The sequence below is a fragment of the bacterium genome, from assembly GCA_035308905.1.
GTDB lineage: Bacteria > Sysuimicrobiota > Sysuimicrobiia > Sysuimicrobiales > Segetimicrobiaceae > DASSJF01.
This window is the reverse complement of the sequence record DATGFS010000026.1, coordinates 89,859-109,510: the sequence shown is the minus strand read 5'-3', so window position 1 is coordinate 109,510 and position 19,652 is coordinate 89,859. Positions and strand designations below refer to the sequence as shown.

Annotated in this window: 20 protein-coding genes; 8 read left to right on the top strand and 12 right to left on the bottom strand. The window is 71.0% G+C overall.

Features of this window, described 5'->3' with window-relative positions; all coding sequences use genetic code 11:
* Positions 1-15: 15 nt before the first annotated feature.
* From hutH to VKT83_07735, 6 genes are all read left to right on the top strand, one after another.
* Positions 16-1,545, top strand: coding sequence for a histidine ammonia-lyase (gene hutH / locus VKT83_07760; GenBank protein ID HLY22350.1), 1,530 nt, complete (start codon positions 16-18; stop codon positions 1,543-1,545).
* A 120-nt stretch (positions 1,546-1,665) separates the two neighbouring features.
* Positions 1,666-2,712 (top strand): trypsin-like peptidase domain-containing protein, encoded by a 1,047-nt coding sequence (locus VKT83_07755; GenBank protein ID HLY22349.1) that lies wholly within the window; start codon positions 1,666-1,668, stop codon positions 2,710-2,712.
* Between the two features lie 39 nt (positions 2,713-2,751).
* Entirely contained in the window at positions 2,752-3,168 is a 417-nt protein-coding gene (locus tag VKT83_07750) for a DoxX family protein (GenBank protein ID HLY22348.1), read from the top strand.
* Between the two features lie 103 nt (positions 3,169-3,271).
* Positions 3,272-3,760 carry a MarR family transcriptional regulator gene (locus VKT83_07745; protein HLY22347.1) on the top strand — a complete coding sequence of 163 codons (489 nt, stop codon included), beginning with the start codon at positions 3,272-3,274 and terminating at the stop codon, positions 3,758-3,760.
* Positions 3,757-4,563, top strand: a complete 807-nt coding sequence (locus VKT83_07740) for an ATP-binding cassette domain-containing protein (GenBank protein ID HLY22346.1) — start codon at positions 3,757-3,759, stop codon at positions 4,561-4,563. The genes VKT83_07745 and VKT83_07740 overlap by 4 nt, the downstream gene beginning before the upstream one ends.
* Positions 4,520-5,344, top strand: coding sequence for an ABC transporter permease (locus VKT83_07735; GenBank protein HLY22345.1), 825 nt, complete (start codon positions 4,520-4,522; stop codon positions 5,342-5,344). Before VKT83_07740 ends, VKT83_07735 begins: the two co-directional genes overlap by 44 nt.
* 9 nt (positions 5,345-5,353) lie before the next feature.
* On the opposite strand, the gene fabG is transcribed toward VKT83_07735, so the two are convergent.
* The 3 genes from fabG to VKT83_07720 are packed head-to-tail and all read right to left on the bottom strand — an operon-like array spanning position 5,354 to position 7,580.
* Positions 5,354-6,103: a 3-oxoacyl-ACP reductase FabG gene (gene fabG, locus VKT83_07730; GenBank protein HLY22344.1), complete on the bottom strand. Its 750-nt coding sequence runs from the start codon at positions 6,101-6,103 to the stop codon at positions 5,354-5,356.
* 54 nt (positions 6,104-6,157) lie between these two features.
* On the bottom strand, positions 6,158-6,355 hold the full coding sequence (locus VKT83_07725; protein ID HLY22343.1) for a hypothetical protein: 198 nt from the start codon (positions 6,353-6,355) through the stop codon (positions 6,158-6,160).
* A 37-nt stretch (positions 6,356-6,392) separates the two neighbouring features.
* Complete coding sequence (locus VKT83_07720; GenBank protein ID HLY22342.1) at positions 6,393-7,580, bottom strand: membrane dipeptidase; 1,188 nt, start codon at positions 7,578-7,580, stop codon at positions 6,393-6,395.
* Positions 7,581-7,725: 145 nt separating this feature from the next.
* Between VKT83_07720 and VKT83_07715 the strand changes: the two genes are divergently transcribed.
* Together VKT83_07715 and VKT83_07710 are read left to right on the top strand one after the other, a co-directional pair.
* Positions 7,726-7,944, top strand: a complete 219-nt coding sequence (locus VKT83_07715; GenBank protein ID HLY22341.1) for a hypothetical protein — start codon at positions 7,726-7,728, stop codon at positions 7,942-7,944.
* A 31-nt stretch (positions 7,945-7,975) separates the two neighbouring features.
* Positions 7,976-9,415 (top strand): amidase, encoded by a 1,440-nt coding sequence (locus VKT83_07710; GenBank protein HLY22340.1) that lies wholly within the window; start codon positions 7,976-7,978, stop codon positions 9,413-9,415.
* 44 nt (positions 9,416-9,459) lie between these two features.
* On the opposite strand, the gene VKT83_07705 is transcribed toward VKT83_07710, so the two are convergent.
* The 9 genes from VKT83_07705 to VKT83_07665 form a co-directional block, all read right to left on the bottom strand.
* Positions 9,460-10,842 (bottom strand): M20/M25/M40 family metallo-hydrolase, encoded by a 1,383-nt coding sequence (locus VKT83_07705; protein HLY22339.1) that lies wholly within the window; start codon positions 10,840-10,842, stop codon positions 9,460-9,462.
* A 20-nt stretch (positions 10,843-10,862) separates the two neighbouring features.
* On the bottom strand, positions 10,863-11,267 hold the full coding sequence (locus VKT83_07700) for a thioesterase family protein (GenBank protein HLY22338.1): 405 nt from the start codon (positions 11,265-11,267) through the stop codon (positions 10,863-10,865).
* 85 nt (positions 11,268-11,352) lie between these two features.
* A complete protein-coding gene (locus tag VKT83_07695; protein HLY22337.1) occupies positions 11,353-12,138 on the bottom strand; it encodes a copper amine oxidase N-terminal domain-containing protein in 786 nt (261 codons plus the stop codon).
* Positions 12,139-12,305: 167 nt separating this feature from the next.
* Positions 12,306-13,055 (bottom strand): copper amine oxidase N-terminal domain-containing protein, encoded by a 750-nt coding sequence (locus VKT83_07690; GenBank protein HLY22336.1) that lies wholly within the window; start codon positions 13,053-13,055, stop codon positions 12,306-12,308.
* Between the two features lie 101 nt (positions 13,056-13,156).
* Entirely contained in the window at positions 13,157-14,074 is a 918-nt protein-coding gene (locus VKT83_07685; GenBank protein ID HLY22335.1) for an ABC transporter permease, read from the bottom strand.
* On the bottom strand, positions 14,040-14,963 hold the full coding sequence (locus VKT83_07680; GenBank protein HLY22334.1) for an ABC transporter permease: 924 nt from the start codon (positions 14,961-14,963) through the stop codon (positions 14,040-14,042). The genes VKT83_07685 and VKT83_07680 overlap by 35 nt, the downstream gene beginning before the upstream one ends.
* A 63-nt stretch (positions 14,964-15,026) precedes the next feature.
* Positions 15,027-16,664: an ABC transporter substrate-binding protein gene (locus tag VKT83_07675; protein HLY22333.1), complete on the bottom strand. Its 1,638-nt coding sequence runs from the start codon at positions 16,662-16,664 to the stop codon at positions 15,027-15,029.
* A 69-nt stretch (positions 16,665-16,733) separates the two neighbouring features.
* A complete protein-coding gene (locus VKT83_07670) occupies positions 16,734-18,440 on the bottom strand; it encodes a DUF885 family protein (GenBank protein HLY22332.1) in 1,707 nt (568 codons plus the stop codon).
* An 8-nt stretch (positions 18,441-18,448) separates the two neighbouring features.
* Positions 18,449-19,579: a Gfo/Idh/MocA family oxidoreductase gene (locus VKT83_07665; protein HLY22331.1), complete on the bottom strand. Its 1,131-nt coding sequence runs from the start codon at positions 19,577-19,579 to the stop codon at positions 18,449-18,451.
* Positions 19,580-19,652: the final 73 nt, after the last annotated feature.

Sequence of the window (19,652 nt, the reverse complement as noted above, 5' to 3'; positions counted from 1 at the left end):
GCGCGGGGCACCGGCGTGGACGCCCGAACGATCGAAATCGACGGCCGGACGCTGCGGTTGAGCGACGTGGAGGCCGCCGTGCTCGGCGCGCGGGTGACGTTGAACGGCGCCGCGCGGCACCGCATCGAACGCGCCCGCGCGATGGTGCAGGATATTCTACGGGACGGCGCCGTCGTCTACGGCATCTCGACCGGCGTCGGCGACATGTGCACCACCGTCATCCCGCCCGAGCAGCTCCGCACCCTGCAGCAGAACATCCTGCGATCGCACGCGGCGGGGGTCGGCGCTCCGCTGCCGGAGCCGGTCGTACGCGCGATGCTGCTGCTGCGCGCGAATGCGCTCGCGACGGGGCACTCCGGGGTCCGCCCGGAGCTCGCCGACCTGCTGCTCGCGCTGCTCAACGACCGCGTGCATCCGGTGATCCCGGAGCAAGGCTCGCTCGGCGCAAGCGGCGACCTCGCCCCGCTGGCGCACCTCGCGCTGGTGCTCACCGGCGAGGGCGAAGCGTTCGTCGACGGCGTACGCCTCCCCGGCCGCGCCGCGCTCGCGCGGCGCGGCCTCGAGCCGATCGTCCTCGAAGCGAAGGAGGGCATCGCGCTCATCAACGGCACGCAGCTGATGAGCGCCCTCGGCGCGCAGGTCGTCCTGGACGGCGAGCGGCTCGCGGCGGCGGCGGACGTCGCCGGCGCCCTGACCCTGGAGGCGCTCGGGGGTACCGACCGCGCGTTCGCGGCGCCGCTGCAGGCGGCCCGGCCGCATCCCGGCCAGAGCGCGAGCGCGGACCATCTGCGGCGCCTGCTCGCGGACAGCGCGCGGGTGTCCCGCGGCGAGTACGCGCGCGTGCAGGACGCCTATTCGCTCCGCTGCATGCCGCAGGTGCACGGCGCCGTGCGCCACGCGCTCGCCCACCTGCGCGACGTGCTCGCGATCGAGATCAACAGCGCGACCGACAACCCGCTTCTGTTTCCGGACGATCGCGACGTGATCTCCGGCGGCAACTTTCACGGCCAGCCGCTCGCCCTGCCGCTCGACTATGTGACGTGCGCGCTGGCAACGCTGGCCAACATCAGCGAGCGCCGGATCGAACGCCTCGTGAACCCGCACCTCTCGGGCCTACCCGCGTTTCTCGCCGCGCACGGCGGGCTTCAGTCCGGCTACATGCTCGCGCAGTACACCGCCGCGGCGCTCGTCTCCGAAAACAAGGTCCTCAGCCATCCGGCGAGCGTCGACTCCATCCCGACGTCGGGCAACCAGGAGGATCACGTAAGCATGGGCGCGGCCGCGGCGCGCAAGGCGCGGCAGGTCCTGCGCCACGCCCAGCAGGTCGTCGGGATCGAGCTCGTGGTCGCGTGTCAGGCCGTCGACTTCGGACGCGGCCGCCTCGGACGCGGCACCGGCGCGGCCTACCGCGCCGTCCGGGAGCGGGTCGCCCGCCTCACCGACGACCGGCCGGTCGCGGCCGACCTCGCCCTTGGGCTCGCCCTCGTGGAATCCGGCGCCGTGCTCGACGCCGCGGAGGTGGCGATCGGCGGGCCGGCGGACTAACTCCGAGGACGGCGCGGGCCTCGCGGGGCCGGGCGGAATCCGAACGGCCCGGCCGCCGTTTTCCCCCACACGGGGACTAGCCGGCGGCAGCGCCGGCGTCGCCGCACAGAGGTGAAAACCATGTCTCTTGTTCTGACACAAAGCGAGCAGCCGTCCGCCGCCGGCGCCGGACTCGCGACGGCTCCCGGCATCGCCCCGGCCGCGGAAACCGACGCCCTCGACGCGTACTCTCGGACCGTCGTGGCGGTGGTCGAGCGGGTCGGGCCGGCCGTCGTCAGCCTGGCGACGACACGCGAAGCGCCGGAGCGCCTGCGGCGGCGCGGCATGCCGGCGCTGCGCGGCGCCGGAAGCGGCGTCGTGATCGCGCCGGACGGCTTCATCCTGACCAACAGCCACGTCGTCCGGGGCGCCGAGCAAATCCAGGCGGGCTTCGCCGACGGGAAGACCCTGCCGGCCCAGGTCGTCGGCACCGATCCGCACGCGGACCTCGCGGTCCTGCGCGTCCTCGACGGGAATCTGCCGTCGGCGGAGCTCGGCGATTCCACGCGCCTGCGGGCGGGCCAGCTGGTCGTGGCGCTCGGCAACCCGCTCGGGTTCCAGGCCACCGTGACCGCGGGCGTGATCAGCGCCCTCGGCCGGACCCTCCGCGCGGAGAACGGCCGGCTGATCGACAACGTCATCCAGACCGACGCGCCGCTCAATCCCGGCAACTCCGGCGGGCCGCTCGTCGACTCGCGGGGCACCGTGATCGGCATCAACACGGCCGTGATCGCCGGCTCGCAGGGACTCTGCTTTGCGATTCCGGTCAACACCGCGGCCTGGGTCGCCGCGCAGTTGATGCGTGACGGCCGCGTGCGGCGGGCCTATCTCGGCCTCGGCGCGCAGACCATCACGGTCGACCGCCGCGTCACCGTCCACTATCACCTCGATGCCCCGACGGCCGTGCGGATCACCGAGGTACACCCGGGAACCGCGGCGGATCGGGCCGGGCTGCGGCCGGGCGACGTGATCGTGCGGGCGGGGGAGCGTCCGGTCCGGACGCTCGATGACCTGCTGCTCGCGCTCGGGCACCACACCGCGGGCGCGCCGATCGAGATCCAGTTTATCCGCGGCGCGGAGACGAAGACCGTGACGGCATATCCGACGGACCTCCCGGACGAGCCCTAGCGCGGCGCCCGGGACCACACCGGACCGGCGAGGGACGGGATGCTGAGCAGCCGGCCGTTCGCGAGCGACCGGTGGGGTTTGATCGGCCTGCGGATGATCGTGGGGGCCTTGTTCATCATCCACGGATGGCCGAAGGTCGTGGCGGGAGGCGGGGGGCCCGGGTTTGCCGGCGGCCTCGCGCACATGGGCTTTGCGCCCGGGGCGCTGTGGGCGTGGATCGTCACGGCGGTCGAGTTCGGGGGCGGGGTCTGCCTGCTGCTCGGCGTGTTGGTCCGCCCCGCCGCCGCGCTCATCGCCATCGAGATGCTGGTGGCCACGGCCAAGGTCAACTGGGCCCGGGGGTTCTATTGGACCCACGGCGGATGGGAGATGCCGGTGCTGATGGCGCTGCTGGCGGCGATTCTCGCGGTCACCGCTCCCGGCTCACGTCGACCGGCCAAGCGCCGGACACCCTAACCGGCCGCCCCGCCCCGGTTTCCACGGCGTCCCCCACCGGCGTGCCCATTCGGACGTGCCACGAACTGTTCGTTTGACTAACAATATGCTATACTGACGGTCGATGCCCACCCTCGTCTCCGACCGCTCGGTCGACCGCCGGCGGGCCCTCGCCGCGGAGTGCGCCGCCAGGCTCGTCGACGTCGCCCCGCTCATCATGCGGCGCGTCCGCGCCCGCATGCGGCGCGAGATGCCCGACCTGACGGTGCCGCAATTCCGGTCGCTCGTCTACATCGAGGTCCACCGCGGGTGCGCCCTGCGGGCGCTCGCCGATCACCTGGGGACCACGCCGGCGACATCCTCCGCGCTGGTCGACCGTCTCGTCCAGCGCGGGTGGGTGACACGCGCGACCGACGCCGCGAACCGCCGGCAGGTCCGCCTCGCCCTCACCGCGCGGGGCGAGACCCGGCTTGGGGCGGCCCGCGCCGCCGCCCGCCGCGAGATCGCGCACGCGATCGCGGACGCGCCTGTCGCGGCGCTGCTCGCCGCGCGCAGCGGACTCGACGGCCTGCGCGAGTTGTTCCTTCGCACGGGCGCCGGAGGCGGCCGATGACCGGCGCGGCCGCGGTGGTCCACACGGAGGGCCTCACGAAGCGCTACCCCGACGTTACGGCGGTCGACGGGGTGTCGATCGACGTCCGGCCCGGCGAGATCTACGGACTGATCGGCCCCAACGGCGCGGGCAAGAGCACGATGATCAAGATCCTCACCACGCTGCTCCCGCCGACCGCGGGGACCGCCTGGGTCGCCGGCGCGGAAGTGACGCGGCAGCCGTCGCAGGTGCGCCGGCGGATCGGGTACGTGCCCCAGGTCGTCTCCGCCGACGGGTCGCTCACCGCGTACGAGAACCTGTGGGTCTCCGCGCGGCTTCACGACATCCCGCGGGCGGAACAGGACGCCCGCATCAACGAGGCGCTCGACGTCGTCGGGCTGCGCGACGCGGCGCGTACGCTGGTGCGCCGCTACTCCGGCGGGATGATCCGCCGGCTCGAGATCGCGCAGAGCCTGCTGCACCATCCGGCCGTGCTCTTCATGGACGAGCCGACCGTCGGCCTGGATCCCGTCGCCCACCGCGCGGTCTGGGAGGACATCGACGACCTGCGGAACCGCTACGGCATGACGATCTTCATCACGACGCACGACATGACCGAAGCCGACGCGCACTGCGACCGGGTCGCGGTCATGCACCTCGGCAAGATTGTGGCGATCGGCTCCCCGGCCGAACTGAAGGCGCAGGTCGGTCCGGCGGCGACGCTCGACGACGTCTTCGCCGAGTTCACCGGCAGCCAAATTGTGGCAGGAGGCAGCTACCGTGAGGTCCTTCGCACCCGCCGTACGGCCCGTCGTCTCTCCTGAGCCGCCGGCGATTCCCGCGTTCGTCCGCCACGCCGTCACGGTGGCGTGGGCCGAGCTCCTGAAGCTGCGGCGGGACCCCGTCGAGCTGTTGAGCCGCGCGGCGCAGCCGACCTTGTGGCTGCTGGTGTTCGGCCAGGTCATGGCGCGCGTCCGCGGAGTGCCGACCGGCCGGCTCACCTACCTGGACTTCATGGCCCCGGGCGTGCTGGCCCAGAGCGCCCTGTTCATCGCGATCTTCTACGGCGTGGCCGCGATCTGGGAGCGCGACGTCGGCGTGCTGCACAAGCTGCTCGTCACCCCGGCGTCGCGCACGGCGCTCGTGGCCGGCAAGGCCATGTCGGCCGGCGCGCGCGCGCTGTCGCAGGCGGTGATCGTCTACATCCTCGCCCTGCTGATCGGCATCCACCTCGACCCGCATCCGCTGCACGTGCTCGGGGTCATGGTGGTGATCGTGATCGGCGCCGCGCTGTTCGCGACGCTCTCGCTGATCATCGCCTGCATCGTCAAGACGCGCGAACGCGTGATGGGGATGGGCCAGCTGCTCACGATGCCGCTGTTCTTCGCGAGCAACGCGATCTACCCGATCAGCCTGATGCCGGGGTGGCTGCAGGTGGTCTCGCTGGTCAACCCGCTGACGTACGAGGTCGACGCCCTGCGCGCTCTGATGGTACGGGCCGGCACGAGCGTCTACGGGCTCGGCCTGGACCTGACCGTCCTCGTCGTCGCCGTGACCGTGCTCGTCGCGATCGCCGCGCGCATGCTCCCGCGCATCATCACCTGAGCGCCCGCGCTAGAGATATCGGCCGCCGGTGACCTCGATCACGGCGCCGGTGACATAACTCGCGAGGTCGCTGGCCAGGAACAGCGCGACGTTGGCGACTTCCTCCGGCGCGCCGATCCGCCCGAGCGGCGTATCGGCGACGCGCGCCCTGAGCATCTCCTCGCCCATCGCCCGGGTCATCGGGGTGTCGATCAGGCCGGGCTGAATCGCGTTCGCGCGGATGCCGTAGCGCGCGTACTCGCGCGCCGTGACTTTGGTCAGGGCGGCGATGCCCGCCTTGGCGGCGGCGTAGTTGGCCTGGCCGAAATTGCCGATCTTGCCCGAAATCGAGGACATGTTGACGACGGCGCCGCCGCGGCCGGCGTCCCGCATTCGGGCCAGGACCGCGCGGGTGCACAAGAACGTCCCCTTGAGGTGCACGTCGATGACGAGGTCCCAGGCCTCGTCCGTCATCTTCCGAATGGTCGAATCGCGCGTGATCCCCGCGTTGTTGACCAGGACGTCGATCCGCCCGAAGACCTCGTTTGCCCGCCGGGCGGCGGCCTCGACGTCCGCCGGGACGGCGACGTCCGCGCGGAGCGCTTCGGCGCGGCGGCCGACGGCGCGCACCGCGTCCGCGGTCTCGGACGCCGCGGCCTCGTTCAGGTCGACCGCGGCGATGTCCGCGCCTTCCTCGCCGAACCGCCTCGCGATCGCGCGGCCGATGCCGGACCCCGCGCCCGTCACAAACGCGACCCGGCCGGCGAGCAGTGGACTCATCGGTTTCGACCCTCCCGCTTCACGGCCGGCCGGCAGGCGTCCGGCAGCCATGAATCACAGCCGTCGCCGGCGCTTCGACCGCCGCCGCTTGGCCGCGGCCGGGACGGCCGCGGACGGGACGTGGCCTGGGCGCGCGCTCAACTCCGCGAGGCGCCGGACGCTCCGACCCTGCACCTGCATCCCCTCACGCTCCCGCCGGCGGCGGCGTTCGCGCCGCGTCGCGTGGGGATCCGGTTCCGCCTCCCGCGTCACGCGCGGCGTACGGCCGGCGCCGCGATCCGGCGGCGGATCACCCCACCACGTCCCGGAAAACCCGCAGGTAGTTGAGACCCAGCAGCTTGCGCAGCTCGGCCTCGTTGAATCCGCGCCGCGCGAGACAAATTGTCAGATTCGGCCAGTCGCGGAAGTCCTCGAACCCGTTGAGATGGTAGTCGGGCGTGAGGCGGTGTTCTTCGGTCCGGAAGCCGTCCCAGTTGAAACCGGCGGACCGCCGCTTCAGCATATCCGGCGGATACGCGATCATCGACTCCGTGCCGGGCCCGGGACCCGCCTTGTCGGTGCCGATGCCCACGTGGTCGATGCCGCAGACGTCCACGAGGTGTTCGACGTGGGCCGCGAAGTCGTCGAGGGTCGGCTCCTTCTTGTCCGAGATGAACCCCGGGATCACCACCACTCCGAAGTACCCGCCCCGCTCGGCGATCGCCCGCGCGAGCTCATCGGTTTTGCCGCGGTCGTGGTAGCAGACGGTCTTGCTCGCGGAGTGCGAGACGATCACCGGCGCCGTCGAGATCTTGAGCGCGTCCCAGCCGACCGGCTCGCTGCAGTGGCTGACGTCGACGAGGGTGCGGAGGTCGTTCAGGCGGCGGACCACCTCGCGGCCGTAGTACGACAGCCCGCCCTGATTCGTCTCGGTGCAGCCGTCGCCGACCAGGTTGCGGAGGTTGTAGGTCAGCTGGACCATCCGCACCCCGAGGTTGTGGAAATGGTTGATCCGGTCGAGCGAGTCCGCGTACGGCGTCGTGTTCTGGAAATCCAGCACGAGGCCGTGCTTGCGCGTTGCATGGGCGCGCTCGATGTCCGCGGCCGTCCGGCAGAGGAGCAGCTCGCCGTCCAGCGCCTCGACGACCGCGTGAGCCTGGGCGAGCCGCCGGTTGGCCATGTCGTACGAGTCGCTCATCCGGTGCGCGCCGGAATACGTGCCGCAGGCGACGGTCACCCCGGACGTGTGCCAGAACTCGAGAAACTGCTCGCGCGCGTCCGACGAGGTGAGCAGCTCCTGCTGCGCGAGGTCAACCAGCACCGGATGCGCCTCGTCGCGCGAGACCTTGCGGCCGTGCAGCTCCGCGAGCGCGCCCCGCATCCGATCGGTGAACAGAAACCCCGTCGTGGCCGGCGGCTGCTGGCTGTCGATCACGAGCGCCTCGTGGTGCAGCGACCGCGCTTCATCCGGGGTGAGCGTGGCACTGGACCGCGGCATCGCCACACACCTCCGAAGAATATGGGAGGCATACCGGTGGATCGCACCTGAATGCCGCCGGGCCACCACTTCTCGCCGCGTCCCCGGCGGCCCTTCGTCGGACATCCCAAGGACCGGCCGCGGCCGGTGTGGTATGAACAGGTCTATGAGACGACGACGATACGTCCGCACGACCCGACGACCCGGCCGGGGCGCGGCCGCCGCGCCGCGTGGCGCCGCCCGCCGCCGGTCGGCGCAGGGGGGACCTCGGTCTCCGGCCGGATCGATTCTGGAAGTCCTGAAATTCCAGGAAAAGTCGACGGCCGCGCTGCGCGCGGTCAAGCTGCCGATGACCGTCGAGCCGTCTTTCATCTTCAAACCGTAGTCTTTCACGCCGTAGCTGCAGCGAGGTCCTCATGGACAGTCCTCTGTTCGCGACGATCGGCGAACTGCGCGACGGTCTGCGTCGCAAAGAGTTCTCGTCGGTCGAACTGACGCGGCTCGCGCTCCACCGCCTCGAATCGCTCGGTCGTCCGCTCAACGCCTTCGCGACGATCCTGCACGACCGGGCGCTCCGGGAGGCCCGGGCGGCCGACAAACTGCTCGCCCGCGGCCACGGCACCGCGCTGACGGGCATTCCCTACGGCGCGAAGGACCTGCTCGCGGCGCGCGGCGGACCGACCACGTACGGCGCGCCGCCGTGGGCCCGGCAGGTGCTGCCGTTCGACGGGGCCGTCATCGAGCGCCTCAACGCGGCGGGGGCCGTGCTGGCAGCGAAGCTCGCCATGATCGAACTCGCCGGCGGCGGCGGCTACCGCCGGGCCGGCGCGTCGCTTCAGGGCCCCGCGCGGAACCCGTGGAACCCACAGCATTGGTCGGGCGGCTCGTCGAGCGGCACCGGCGTGGCGGTCGCGGCGGGGCTCGTCCCGTACGGCATCGGGTCCGAGACGTCGGGGTCGATCCTGTCGCCGTCGTCGAACTGCGGCGTCACCGGCCTTCGTCCGACGTACGGCCTCGTCAGCCGCTTCGGCGCGATGGCGCTGGCCTGGACGATGGACAAGCTCGGGCCGATGTGCCGCACCGCGGAAGACTGCGGCATCGTCCTCGAAGCGATGGCCGGTCCCGACCCGCGCGACCCCGGCTCCGCGGGCCGGCGCTTCCGGATGGAGCGCGGGCGGCGCCCGCTGCGCACGCTCAGGGTCGGCTACGCGATCGAAGACTTCGAGACCGCCGATCCGACGATTCGCGGCACGCTGCGCCAGGCGCTCGACACGCTGAAGAGCCTCGGCGTGCGGATGTCGCGCACGGTCCTCCCGGCGCTGCCCATCGATTCAGTGGCCCGAACGGTCATCCGCGTCGAAGGGTCGGCGGCGTTCGAAGACCTCGTCCGCAGCGGCCGCGCGGCGCTCCTGGCCGACCAGCGCCAGGCGATCGGCCTCCGCGCCGGCATGCAGATCAGCGGCGTGGACTACATCCGGGCGATGCGCATCCGGCGTCTCGTGCAGGACGAATTCGCCAAACTGTTCCGGCGCGTCGACGTGATTCTCGCGCCGGCGCGTCCGCGGCCCGCCCACCGGATCGACGAGCCGATCGACGCGGAGTGGCGGCCGGTGGGCAGGAAGCGCCGCGGGCCCGGGGGCATCACGGTCGTTGCGGGCAACGCGGCCCTTACACCGGCCGGCAATCTCGCGGGGCTGCCCGGCCTCGGCGTGCCGTGTGGTTTCAGCACGAAGGGACTGCCGATCGCGATCCAGCTCGTCGGCCGGCCGTTCGAGGAGTCGACGCTGATCGCGCTCGGCCGCGCCTACCAGGACGTCACGGACTGGCACCGGCGGGTTCCGCCGGGGTGCGCCTAGCCGGCCGCGCACGACACGGGGGGCCGCGAGGCGGCGCCCCGCGATCAGGCCTTGCGGAACGCGCCGCGCGCGTGCGCGCCAGCGAGTGCCCGAAAGACCTCCGCGCTCACGTGGATGCCGTCGTAGTAGCGCTCCAGGCTGAGATTTTCGTTGGGGCTGTGGTTGTTCTCGTCGGCGTTCGCGTACGGCACGTCGATGTGGTCGATCCCGAGCACGTCCGGCCAGACGGCGTTCGGCAGGCTGCCGCCGCTCGCCAGGTTGAGCGCCGGCTCGACGCCGCGGTACGCCTTGATCGCCTCCGCGATGACGCCGACCGCGGGGTGGTCCGGACGCGTCCGCGTCGCCTCCATCGTCGTCGACTCGCGGATCTCCACGAGCACGCGCGGATCGACCTTCGCCGCGTGCCGCTTCACCTTCTCGAAGATGTCGCCAATCCGCTGGTCCACGACAAGCCGGATGTCGATCCGGCACTCCGCGCGGGCGGGGATGATCGTCTTCGCGCCCGGCCCCACGTACCCGCTCGCGAACCCCTGAATATTGAAATAAGGCTCGAGCATGATGCGCCGCCAGTAGGTCGGCCCGTCGATCTCGAGCGACGGCATGCCCATCGTCGCCGCAAAGCTCTTGGGGTCGAAATCGAGGGACGCGAGAATCCGCTGCTCGACCGGACCCACCGGCCGCACCTCGTCGTAGAAACCGTCGATCAGCACGCGGCCCTTGGGATCGACCATCGTGGCCAACAGGTGCACCAACATCCACACCGGGTTCGGCGCCACCCCGCCCTTGTTGCCGGAGTGGTTGTCGCGGTCGGCGCCTTGGGCGATCAGCCTCAGTCCGAGCATGCCGCGGTTGCCGAGGGAGATGACCGGCCGGCCGGACGGGTGCAGGCCCCCGTCGGAGATGTACACGAGATCGGCGGCCAGCATCTCCTTGTGCCGGGAAGCGAAGGCACCGAGGCTGGGGGAGCCGGATTCTTCTTCGCCTTCGAACACGAACTTGAGGTTGATCGGCAGCTTCCCGGCCGTCTCGAGCCACGCGCGCGCGGCCAGCACGTGCGCGATCAGTTGGCCTTTGTTGTCACCGACCCCGCGGCCGTAGATCCGTCCGTCCCGGACCGCCGGCTCGAACGGCGGCGACTGCCAGAGGTCGAGCGGCTCCGGCGGCTGCACGTCATAGTGGCCGTAGCAGATCAGCGTAAAAGCGTGCGGATCGCTTATCAACTCGCCGTAGACGACCGGCTGGGTCGGCGTCTCGATGAGGCGCGCCGGAATCCGGTACTCCGACAGGATGCCGGCGAGCAGCTGCGCGCACTCCCGGACCCCGACGTTTTGCGCGCTGATGCTCGGCTGCCGCACGAGCCGCACGAGCGTGTCGAGCTCGTCCTGCCGGTGATCGTCGATGAACGCGTGCACTGGCCGCGTCGACATGGCTCCCCCTTAGCGAACCGTCAGCGGATGGCGCCGATCTCTCGAAACCTGGCGACGAGCCGCGCGCGCGGCACCACGACCTGCACGGTCCGGCCCTCGCCGATCTTCTCCCGCTCGTTATGGGCTTCGACCCGGCAGTGGATCCGCCGTGCCTCCACGCGCTCGACGATCGCGCGGGCCCGCACACTCGCGCCCACGGGCGTCGGCGCGAGATGAATCACGTCGATCGCGTAGCCGAGCGCGTCTTCGCCGGGCTCGAGAAACGGCAGGATCGCCTTGCGGCCGGCCTCTTCCATGTGTTTGATCATCATCCAGGTCGCGTATACGGGGTGGGTCGTCCCGAGCTCGTCGAAGCGCACCGTCATCGCGTCGGTCACGGTCAACTGCACATCGGCCGCGGTGCCCGGGATCAACCCGTCGCGCATGATCGCCCCCTTCGCGGATCATAGCATGAACGAGGCCGCCGGGCGGCGGCCCGGCGGCCTCGCGCGACCCTAGGCCGCGGGGCGGCTACTGCGAGTAGTACGTCGCGGTGATCCGCACGGCCGCATCGTTCTGCCCCACGGTCACATCCACGGCGTCGCCGGGCTTGAGGCTCGCCATATCGACCGAGCCGCCGCTGCCGTTGGCGGCGTTGACGCGCGTGATCGCGGTCGTCGAGGTGACGATATAGGTGGACACCACGCCGTCATGGCTTACGGCGATCTGTCCGGGCGCGTTCGGCGCGGGCTGCCGCACCCCGACCAGCGTGCCCGTCACATGCTGCGCCGCCGGCGACGGTGGATAGGTTTGGGACGGCGGATAGGCTTGGGAGGGCGGATACGCCGGCGGCGGCGGCACGGCGGCCGCGCCGTTGCTCGCGATCGTGACCGTGGACGTCGCCGCGTCCCAGTTCACGCTCGCGCCGAGGGCTTGGCTCACGAATCGCAGCGGCACCATCGTCCGGCCCCCGACGAGCATCGCGGGCACGTCCATCGCGGCCGGCTGTCCGTTGATCATGGCCTGGGTGTTGCCGATCATGAGGGACACGCTGGTGGCCCCGCGTTGGGCGAGCACCGTTTGCGTCCGGTCGTCCCAGGCGACTGTAGCGCCGAGGCGCTCGAACACCCCGCGCAGCGGGACGAGCACGCGGCCGTACTGGATCTGCGGCGGCACGTCGAACGCGACGGGCTGCCCGTCCACAAACACGTGCACGTACGGCGCCGGCGCCTGCGCCCCACCGGGCAGCGGGCCGGCGGCCAGCGCAACGGCGAGTACGATCGCCGCGCCGGCGAGAGTGTGGCGTAATTGACGCATCACACGACACCTCCTGGTGTCTGAGTTGGCGGCTCCCCCCGATGAGTCAATTCAGTACGTTACCCTCGCGGGCGCTCCGCGAAACTTCGGGGCGAGGCCGCGGGTCACGACGTGCGCGAGGCCGCTGGGCGGCTGCCCGGCGGCCTCGCGATCTTCCCTCGATCCGGCTAGAACGCGTACGTCGCGCGGATTCTCTGCGCCACGTTATCCGGGGTCACCAGAATGTCCACGGTGTCCCCGGGCCGAAGCGCGCCGATCGCCACGGAACCGCCCGCCCCGCTGGTCGTGTTGATGCGGGTGATGACCGTCGACGAGGTCACGCGGTACGTGGACACGGTGCCGTTGTGGCTCACCACGACGGCTCCCGGCGAGCCCGGATCAACCGGCATCCGGACGGCCACGATCGTGCCGACGACGTGCTGCACGTTGGGGCCCGGCGTGTACGTCTGCGACGGCGGCACGGCCGCCGCGCCGCCGCTGGCGATCGTGACCGTGGACGTCGCGGCGTTCCAGTTCACGCTCGCGCCGAGGGCCTGGCTCACGAACCGCAGCGGCACCATGGTCCGGCCCCCGACGAGCATCGCGGGGACGTCCATGGCGACCGGCCGCCCGTTCACCGTGGCCTGGGTGTTCCCGATCATGAGCGAGACGCCGGTGGCGCCGCGCTGCGCCAGGACCGTTTGTGTCCGGTCGTCCCAGGCGACGGTCGCGCCCATATGTTCAAACACGCCGCGCAACGGAACGAGCACGCGGCCGTTGTCGATCTGCGGCGGCACGTCGAACCCGACGGGCTGGCCGTCCACCAACACGTGCACGTACGGCGCCGGCACCTGCGCGCCGCCCGGCAGCGCGCCTGCCGCCAGGACGACGGCGAGGACGATCGCTGCGCCGGCGAACATAGTCCGTATCTGACGCATCACAAAGTCCCTCCCACTGTGAGTTCGGACGTAGAAACGAACGGAGGGACGCCCGCAGGCCCCCCTCCGTCTGAGTCATTATTACCGGTTACCCTTCCGCCCTAACTGCGAAACCTCGGGTCGAGGACGTCCCGCAAACCGTCGCCGAGCAGGTTGACCGCGAAGACCGCGGCCATGATCGCCAGTCCCGGAAAGAACGCCACCCACCACGCGTGCGCGAGAAACTCGCGGCCCTCCGCGAGCATGTTGCCCCATTCCGGCGTGGGCGGACGAACGCCCAGCCCCAGGAAGCTCAACGCGGAACCGGTGATGATCGCCCCGGCAATACCGAGGGTCGCGATCACCACGAGCGGCGCCGTCACGTTGGGCAGAATGTGGCGCAGCAAAATGGCGCGATCCCGGCAGCCGACGACCCGCGCCGCGAGCACAAACTCCCGCTCCTTCACAGTCAGCACCGCGCCCCGGGCGATCCGCACGTAGTCCGGGATGGCGGAGATACCGACGGCGATCATGAGGTTCGGCAGGCTGCTGCCGAGCGTCGCGATGACGGCGAGGGCGAGCAGAATGCCGGGGAATGCCTGCAGCAGGTCCATCGTGCGCATGATCACCGCTTCGGTCCGGCGGCCGGTGTAGCCGGCCACAAGGCCGAGCGTCACGCCGCAAACCGCGGCGATGCCGACCGAGACCACCCCCACGGTCAGCGACAGCCGTCCGCCCCAGAGCACGCGCGAGAAAACGTCGCGCCCGAATCGGTCCGTGCCCATCACATGGGCGGCGCCGGGCGGGTCGAGGGGCGCTCGGAGGTTGGCCTTGAAGGGCGCGTAGGGGCTGAGCCACGGCGCCAGCACCGCGGACAGGATCACCACCAGGAACAGCGTCCCGCCGACGACGACGCTCGGGTGATGCAGCAGGCGGCGGACCGCGATGGCCGCCGGCGTCCGCGTGCGGATGCCCGAGGCGCCCGCGGCGGCGCGCGGCGCGCCGCTAGCCGTAGCGGATGCGGGGATCGACGGCGGCATAAGCGATGTCGACCAGAAGATTGACGGCCACGTAGACGACGGCGGCGATGAGCACGGTGCCCTGGACGAGCGGGAAATCACGGTTCAGAATCGCGTCGACGGCGAGCCGGCCCAGTCCGGGGCGCGAGAAGATCGTCTCGGTCACGACGGCGCCGCCGAGCAGCGCGCCGAGCTGGAGGCCCACCATGGTGATCACGGGGATCAGGGCGTTGCGCAGCGCGTGCCGCCACACAACCAACGCCCGGGACAGGCCCTTCGCGCGCGCGGTCACGATATAGTCCTGGCGCAGCACGCCGAGCATGCCTGAGCGGACCAGCCGCGCGAGCACCGCCGATGAGATCAGGCCGAGCGCCGTCGCCGGAAGGATGAGATGGTCCAGCCCGCCCTCGCCGGTCGCGGGGAACCAGCCGAGCGTGAACGAGAAGAGCATCAGCAGCAGGAGGCTCGAGTAGAAGACCGGCATCGACACGCCGAGGATCGCCACGCCCATGGCCGCGGTATCAAGCCAGGTCCGGTGCGCCAGGGCCGCCACGATACCGAGCGCCAGCCCCGCCGCGATCGCGAACCCCAACGCGGTCAGCGTGAGCTGCACCGTCGCGGGCAGCACCTCGAGGATGCTGTCGAGCACCGGGCGCTGGCTGCGGAGCGCCCGGCCGAGGTCGCCTCGCAGCAGATGGCCGACGTAGTCCTCGTACTGCGTCAGCAGCGGCCGGTCGAGACCCAGCTGGTGGCGGATCTCTTCGGCCTGAGCCGCGCTCATCGGCTTTTCGCCGGCGAAGAGCAGCACCGGGTCCCCCGGGACCAGGTGCAGCATCAGAAACGTGACGACCGTGATGCCGATAAGGACCGGGAACGCCTGTAGCGCCCGCTCCCCGATGTACCTCAGCATGCCGCCTGGCCGCCCGGCCCCAGGGCTCGAAAGTCCGGCGCGAACGCGCGGGAGTCCCGGCCCTTACCGCCGCACCTGTACGTCGTACATCCACACGTACGAGGCCAGGGCATCGATCGCGTCGCCGGACACCTCGGCGCGTTTGGCGTTGTACGTGATCGTGTCGACGAGCGGCACACAGACCGCGTCGCGCAGCACGCGCTGCTGGATCTGCTTGTACAGGTCGATGCGCTTGGCCCTGTCGATCGTGGCCGCGGCCGCCTCGAGCATCCGGTCCACCTCCGGGACCTGGTAGCGCGCGCGGTTGAACGCGTTCACGTTCGACGAGTGGAACAGCGTTCGCAGCACGTCGGGGTCGCCGTACGAGAACCACATGAAGTTGATGTCGTACTTATTCTGGCTGACCTGGCTCCGGAACGCGGCGCGCTCGAGGGCGTTGATCTGGACGTCCACCCCGATGTCGCGCATGCTGGCCTGGACCGCTTCGGCCATCGCCTTGTCGCGCGTGCGGCCGATGATGAGAAAGTTGACGCTGAGCTTCTGGCCGGCCTTCTCGCGGATGCCGTCCGCGCCCGGCCGCCATCCCGCCTCCTCCAGCACCTTCTTCGCCTGCGCGGGATCGTACCGGTACATCTTCTCCGTCGACGCATCGTAGCCGAGCGTCGGCCGCATCAACGGGCTCCACGCCGGCTTCATGAGGCCGCTGAAGACCGTCTTGTTGAGCCCCTCGCGGTCCACGCCCCACTCGAACGCGCGCCGGACCGCGATGTCGCGGATCTGCGGCGAGCCGGTCACGTTGAGGAGCAGGACCCACCCGGACCCCGGCTGCGATCTTTCGATCACGACGAACCGCTTGTCGGCGCGCAGCGCGGCGATCTCCAGCGGATCGGCGTCGTTGATGTACTGCGTCTCGCCGCTCTTCAAGGTGCCCGTCCGGACCGAGGCGTCCGGAATGATCTTGAACACGAGCTGGTCGAGATACGCCAGGCCCTTGTGCTTGAAGAGAGACGACGCCCACGCGTAGTCGGGGTTGCGGACGAGCGTCACGTGATCCTTCGCCACCCATTCCTTGAACATGAACGGTCCGGTGCCGACGGGGTGCCGCGCGAAGTCGGCGAGGCCCATTTTCTTGACCGCGGTGGGTGACACGATGCCGAGGTAGCCGTTGAGGTTGGTCAGCAGGGGCGCGTAGCCTTCCTTCATGACGATCCGCACGGTGGCGTCGTCGACCACGTCGGTGTGGTCGTAGGGACCCAGCTGGTCGTGCGACTGCCCCGCTTTGGTCTCCGGCGCCACGACCCGGTCCATCGTGAACTTGACCGCGTCGGCGTTGAACGGCGTACCGTCGTGGAACCGCACCCCGCGCCGCAGTTTGAAGGTGTACACTTTCGCGTCGGACGAGATCGACCACGACTCCGCGAGGCCGGGCACGAACCGGCCCGGCGTCGGCTCCCACACGAGCGGTTCGCACACGTTCAGCAAGATGCGGATCGTCGAGTCGAAGTTGGTCACCTGCGGATCGAGCGTGTCGTCGAGATCGAGCCCGCCGACGGTGAGTGTGCCGCCGGCCGCGGCCGCCTCCGCCGCGCCGAGATCCAGCCCGCGGAGCAGCGGGATCTCCGTCCCGAGCGCCGCGGCGCCCGCCCACGCCCCCGCGCCTGCCAGCAACTGCCGCCGCCCAAACCGCGATACTCGCGCCATACCCCAGACTCCCCCAGTCACAACGCGTCGATGATGTGCCGGACGACCGGCCCGATCAACCGCAATCCTTCAAGACGTCCGAGTGCCCTCCTCTGCCCCGTCTTGCGTGGCACCTCCGGCCAGCACGGCCGCCGCCCGCGCGACGGGGATCGACCCGCAGGCCAGCAGCCGGTCGTGGAATTCGCGGAGATCGAAGGCGCCGCCCCGGCGCGCGGCCTCGCCGCGCCGCAGCGCGTGGATGCCGTCGACGCCGAGCATGTACATCATCGCCGTCGCCGGAAAGAGCGAGTTCTTGACGGCTTCCGCCCGCGCCGCGGCCCCGTCCATCCCGCCCCGGGATTCGTACATCCCGGCCGCCTGCTCGAGCGTCCATTCACCCGTGTGGAGCGCGACGTCGACGAGCGCCCGCAGCGCGATCCGCAAGCGCGTATGCGCCTGCGCGCAGCGCTCCGGGGGCGACAGGAACCCGATCTCCTCCATCAGGTCGACGGCGTAGCAGGCCCACCCCTCCGCCATGGTGCCGCCGCAGAGCATCGCGATCCGCGACGCGCAGTCGACCGCGGCGATGCGCCCGATCCGCGACGGCGCGCGGTAGGCAAACCAGTTCTGCACGTGGTGACCGAGGCCGCCGTGATGGATGACGTGGGTGAGCGCGATCGCGGCGTCGTTGGCGGCGCGCAGACGCCGGGTCTGCTCGTCCGCCGGCATCTCGGGGTCGACCGGCGTGACGAGGTAGTCGGTCACCGGGACGCGGTCGAACGCCGCCGGCGCGCGGTAGGCAAGAAAGTACAGCGACGGGGCCGCCTCGCGCGCCCAGCGCGGGCGCGGCACGAACTGGATCGGATAGTCCGGCCACGTCACGAGCCGGTGCTCCTCCGCGGCACGGCGGGCGGCGTCCCATACCTCCTGATAGCGAGCGTAGTAGCGGCCGGCCGCAGGATGCCGGTCGGCCAGGCTCGCGAGCGCGGCGCGCCAGTCGTCGAACCCAGATGCGGCCGCCCGCTCGCGCAGCGACGCTTCGGCCGCCTCTGCGCGGGCTTCCGCAAGCCGGCGCACCTCCGCCGCCCGGAGCGTCACGCCGTGTCCGCGCCGCATCAACAGCTCGAGCGCGGCCTCTCCGCACGCGTACGCCGCCGGCTCCGCCGACCGGACGTCCGTCTCGAGATGGCGCCGAAATTGCCCGAAGGCCGCGGCGGCTTCGGCCGCCGCGGAGCGGAGGCCGCGGGGGTCGGCGCCGTGCCCCGCGACGTCCTCGTCGGCGATGAACGTCTCGATGCCGCGCGCGAACAGGGCCTCTGCCCCGGCACACTCGCGGACGGCGCGGCCGGTCCAGGCCCGCGGCGCGCATCGCACCTGCGCCCGGCCCTGATCGAGGAACGCGGGAATCGCCGCCATCCGCCGCGCCGCGGCGTCCAGGCGCTCGGCCAGGGGGGCGAACGGACGGAGCAGCAGGGCGATGACCCCGAAGATCGCCTCGCCGGTGTAGACGCACGGGTTCCCGCGCGGACCGTGGGGCGACGCCCGTTCCCACCGCTCGATCTCGAGAAAGCCCGCGGCCAGATCGCGGTCCAGAGCCTCGACGGCGGCCGGCGTTGTGCCGTCCGGATCGCCGAGGCGGCGCGCGAGGGCGTCCATCGCCCGCTGCGCGTCGCCGAGCCCGGCATCGGAGTAGTCGGGCAGGCGGCCGTCCAAGTCGTGCACGCCGATGAACGTGGCGTTCACCGGCCGGTCATGGTAATACCGGGAGAAAAACGCGTCCAGCGCGGACGGAACCACGGGCCCGCTCAGCGGGACAGCGGGAGATCGACCCACCGGCGCTCGCGTACCGAGAGGTCGACCGCGTTGATCACTTCCTGGACGCGGGCGCCGTCGAAGAAGCTGCCCTGGTTCGTCTCGCCGCCCGCGAGGATCTCGTCGATGAAGTTCCGGATCAAATTTGCGTAGAACAGCGTCCGCCACGATTCGCGCGCGTGGCCGCCGGCCGGGTAGAACCGCGCCGGGATCTCGACCTCGCGGAACTCCACCTGATCGGGCGTCGCGATCCGCATCGTTTCGGCGATTCCGTTCTCCTCGACCAGCCGGCAGATGATCGCGCCGTCGCTGCCGAAGATCCGCGCCTCCGTACCGGGGTAGTTGCCGATCGTGACGTAGCCGGTCTGGATCGAGCCGATCGCCCCGTTGGCGTACTCGCCGATGAACACGTCGCCGTCGTCGATGTTCATCCGCATCATGCGGCCGGTTGCGCGGACCATCCGCTCGGGAATGAAGTTGCGCATCGTGCCGACGACGCGGGCGTAGCCGGAGCCGACCCACCACTGTCCGATATCGATGATCGGCGCGCCGTAGCCCTCGAGGGACGACACGTGCAGCACCGCCGGATCCCAGGCCGGATCGACCTGGCGCAGCGGCGTCGCGGGGTTGAGCCACTGGGAGTTCTGCTCGTATCCATTGAAAATGAACGGGGTGCCGACGAAGCCCTCGTCGATCAGCGACCGCGCGTACTGGACGCCCGGGCTGTAGCGGAACGTCAACCCCAGCTTGGTCTTGAGGCCTTTCCGCTTCGCCAGTTCGGCCGCGCGCTGCGTGTCCCGGAAGTCGTGGGCGACCGGCTTTTCGCACAGCACGTGCTTGCCCGCCCCGATCGCCGCGACGGCGAGCTCGTGGTGCGTGTGGGACGGCGTCACCACATCGACCACGTCGACATCCGTGCGGGCCACGGTGGAGCGCCAGTCCGTCGTCGCGGTAGGAATGTCAAATTCCCGCGCGCACGCTTCGGCGCGATCGGCCTCGACATCGCACACCGCGACCAGCCGGCATCGGGGATCGCGTTTCCAGCCGGGGAGATGAGCGCCGGCCGCCCAGCGGCCGGCGCCGAGCACGGCGACGCGCAGTTCGGATGACGGGGATGGAGTCATGGGGTCATGGTTCTGGACGCGCTGCCCGGCCGCCTGCGCGCCGTCCCGGGACCCGAGGCGCCGGGCCGCCGTC